This is a genomic window from Rhodococcus sp. ENV425, from assembly GCF_002887785.1.
Classification (GTDB): Bacteria; Actinomycetota; Actinomycetes; order Mycobacteriales; family Mycobacteriaceae; genus Rhodococcus; species Rhodococcus aetherivorans.
Window position 1 is genome coordinate 14,458 of the sequence record NZ_PCZU01000263.1, and the last position, 3,661, is coordinate 18,118.

At 69.1% G+C, this 3,661-nt stretch carries 3 protein-coding genes; 2 read left to right on the forward strand and 1 reads right to left on the reverse strand.

Annotated elements, in window-relative coordinates:
- Nucleotides 1-376: protein kinase (locus CQZ88_RS31680; protein WP_258008746.1), on the reverse strand; the 376-nt coding region annotated here is incomplete at its 3' end.
- Between the two features lie 488 nt (nucleotides 377-864).
- On the opposite strand from CQZ88_RS31680, the gene CQZ88_RS23525 reads away from it, so the two are divergent.
- Together CQZ88_RS23525 and CQZ88_RS23530 are read left to right on the forward strand one after the other, a co-directional pair.
- Nucleotides 865-1,482: an MBL fold metallo-hydrolase gene (locus CQZ88_RS23525; RefSeq protein WP_006946520.1), complete on the forward strand. Its 618-nt coding sequence runs from the start codon at nucleotides 865-867 to the stop codon at nucleotides 1,480-1,482.
- The coding region (locus tag CQZ88_RS23530; RefSeq protein WP_258008747.1) for an FdhF/YdeP family oxidoreductase at nucleotides 1,479-3,661 on the forward strand (2,183 nt) is incomplete at its 3' end. The genes CQZ88_RS23525 and CQZ88_RS23530, both read left to right, overlap by 4 nt.

Genomic DNA, 3,661 nt, shown 5'->3' on the forward strand with positions numbered 1-3,661 from the left:
GGACACCCGCCCGGTGTGCCGTCTCGAGCGCCCCGGCCATCTTGATGCCGATGTCGAGAACTTCGGCAACCGTGCGGGCCCCGCGCCGGTTGATCCAGGCCTCGAGGGAGTCCCGGCGGTGGAACGGCATCACGATGTAGGGACGCCCGGTACGGGTGACGCCGGCCTCGAGCACGTGCACGATGTTCGGATGCCCCGACAGCCGGCCCATCGCCTGCTGCTCGCGCAGAAACCGCACCCGGTCGGTCTCGTCCGGACTGGGGCTCATCACCTTGACCGCGACCACCCGGTCGAGGGCGGGCTGACGACAGCGGTAGACGATGCCGAAACCTCCCTGCCCTGCCACCCGCGGCTCGACGAAACCGGCCGCGCTCAACTCGTCCGCAAGCTCCCTCGGAGGCGGATCAGCGGGACGTTCGGCGGCGTCACCGGACACCGTGCACCCGGTCTTCGGACCGAGTCCGGCACGGCAGTAGGTGCACCACGGCACTCCCGGGAGCCGGTTCTGCCGGCCGGTGCTCTGCGGACTTGATCATGACGCCACCTCGGATTGCTTCCGATTCTAGGCGCCACCCGCAGAAATTCACTGGCGGTGGGGAACGCGAGGGCCTGGGCGCACTGCCCATCGGGAGAGGCCGATCTGATCGTTCGGCCAGTTCGTCGGCAAGTCGGCGGACTTTACGGTGGATCCGGCAACGACCGTTGACGGTCGGGCAGGACCAGCTGTGTTCGATGAAGATGCGAGGGACCACGTGTGCGATCGGAAGGCCTACCGCGGTGCGCGTTCCTGTGGTGCAGGCTCACGCCCAGGGGTATTCGGGTCGGGGACACGTGCAGTGAGCCGACCGACGGTACGAGCCTGACGTGAGTGAGGGTTTTCGGATCGACCGCGTCTGCGTTCGACGAGCACGGCCCCCGGGGCCGTTCTTCGCCGATCCCGGAGAAACGAACGTCTGGCTGGTCGGCGACGACCGGGACGTGGTGGTCGTCGATGCGGGTGGTCGAGCCACCGACATCGCCGACGCGGTCGGTGACCGATGTGTCACCGCGGTGATCTGCACCCAGGGTGGCCGGGCCCACGTCTCGGCCGCGGTCGACGTGGGCGTGGGACTGTGTGCTCCGATCCTGCTGCATCCGGCCGACCACGCGTTGTGGCAGGCGGTGCACGGGCAGCGTCGCTATTGGCGACTCGACGACGGGCAGCGCATCGCCGTCGCCGGTGACGAGATCCGGGTGCTGCACACTCCGGTCGCCACGCCCGGGTCGGTGTCGTTGCATCTTCCGCACCTGGGCGTGGTGTTCACCGGCGACGTCCTCCGGCACGGGTGTGAAGCGCCCGGACACACCCCGACGCCGAGCACGGCGCCCGGGCCACTGTCGGCGTTACCGGCCGACACCCGAGTGCACCCCGGCCACGGCGACAGTTTCCTTCTCGGCGAGGCGTTCTCGTCGACCGATCGATGGGTGCGACACAGCGCATGACGAACACCACGGACCGGCACGTCTTCGACGAGAACGACATCCAGATCACCGACCCCAAGTCCTACGCGGCCGGGGTGCCCGCGGTGCTGGTGTCGCTGCGTCGTGGTCTCGAGCAGATGGGCCCGCTTCGCACCGCCCGCACCCTGGCCCGGCTGAACCAGCGGCACGGCTTCGACTGCCCGGGGTGCGCCTGGCCGGAGACCCCGGGGCATCGCAAGGCCGCGGAGTTCTGCGAGAACGGCGCCAAGGCCGTCGCCGAGGAAGCCACCACCCGGAAAGTCGGCCCGGCGTTCTTCGCCGCCCATTCGATTCCGCAGTTGCTCGCGCAGACGGACTTCTGGCTCGGGCAGCAGGGCCGGCTGACGCATCCGATGATCATCCGACCGGGCGGGGCGCACTACGAGCCGATCGGCTGGGACGAAGCCTATGCGGTGATCGCCGAGCACCTGCGCGCCCTGCCGAGCCCGGACGAGGCGATCTTCTACACCTCCGGCCGCACCTCCAACGAGGCGGCATTCGTCTACCAGCTGATGATCCGGTCCTTCGGCACCAACAACATGCCGGACTGTTCGAACATGTGCCACGAATCCTCCGGCACCGCCCTGACCGAGACCATCGGCATCGGCAAGGGCTCGGTGTCGGTCACCGACCTCGAAGACGCCGACCTGATCCTCATCGCCGGCCAGAATCCCGGCACCAACCATCCCCGCATGCTCTCCGTGCTCGAGAAGGCCAAGGCCAACGGCGCCACGGTGATCGCGATCAACCCCCTGCCCGAGGCCGGGTTGCTGCGGTTCAAGGACCCGCAGAAGGTGAACGGCGTGCTCGGTGACGGCGCACAGATCGCGGACGAGTTCCTGCAGATCCGCATCGGCGGGGATCAGGCCCTGTTCCAAGGCCTGGCCAAGCTGCTGCTCGAGGAGGAGGACCGTCGGCCGGGCACCGTGCTCGACCGCGAGTTCCTCGACAGCCGGTGTGCCGGGTTCGAGCAGTGGGCCGAGCACATCCGGGCCGTCGACCTCGCCACGGTGCTCGAGGCGACCGGCCTGACGCGCGAGCAGATCGAACAGACCGCCCGCGCCCTGATCGCCTCGAACGCCACCATCGTGTGCTGGGCGATGGGCCTGACCCAGCAGACCCACGGTGTGGCCACCATCGAGGACGCCGTGGCCTTGTTGCTCATGCGGGGGATGATCGGCAAACCCGGAGCGGGGGTGTGCCCGGTGCGCGGGCACTCCAACGTCCAAGGCGACCGGACGATGGGGATCTGGGAGAAGATGCCCGAGTCCTTCCTGCAGGCTCTGGACGACGAGTTCGGCATCCGCAGTCCCCGCAGGCACGGCCTCGACGCGGTCGATTCGATCCGCGCCATGCGCGACGGCGCCGCGCACGTGTTCATGGCGATGGGTGGCAACTTCCTCTCCGCGACCCCGGACACCGATGTGACCGCCGCCGCGCTGCGCAACTGCGCGCTGACGGTGCAGATCTCGACCAAACTCAACCGCAGCCACCTCGTGCACGGGCGCACCGGGATCATCCTGCCCTCGCTCGGCCGCACCGACAAGGACGTCCGCAACGGCCGCAAACAACTGGTGTCGGTGGAGGATTCGATGTCGGTGGTGCATCTGTCCCGCGGTGGCCTGACGCCGGCCGGCGAACAGTTGCGCAGCGAGGTCGCCATCGTCTGCGAGCTCGCGCAGGCGTTGTTCGGGCCGGATCACCCGGTGCCGTGGCGCGCGTTCGCCGACGACTACGACGCCATCCGCGACGCCATCGCCCGCGTCGTGCCCGGGTTCGACGACTTCAACACCCGGGTCCGCCGACCGGACGGGTTCGTCCTGCCGCACCCACCCCGCGACGAGCGCCGCTTCCACACCGCCACCGGAAAGGCGAACTTCGTCGTCAACGACCTCGACTGGGTACCGGTGCCCGAGGGCCGGCTGATCCTGCAGACCCTGCGCTCCCACGATCAGTACAACACCACCATCTACGGCCTCGACGACCGCTACCGCGGCGTCAAGGGCGGCCGGCGGGTGCTGTTCGTCAACGACCGCGACCTCGAGTCGTTCGGCTTCGCAGCGGGCGACCGGGTGGACCTGATCTCCGAATGGCCCCGCCCCGACGGCACCGTCGAAGCGCGCCGCGCCGACGACTTCCGGCTCGTCCCCTACCCCACCCC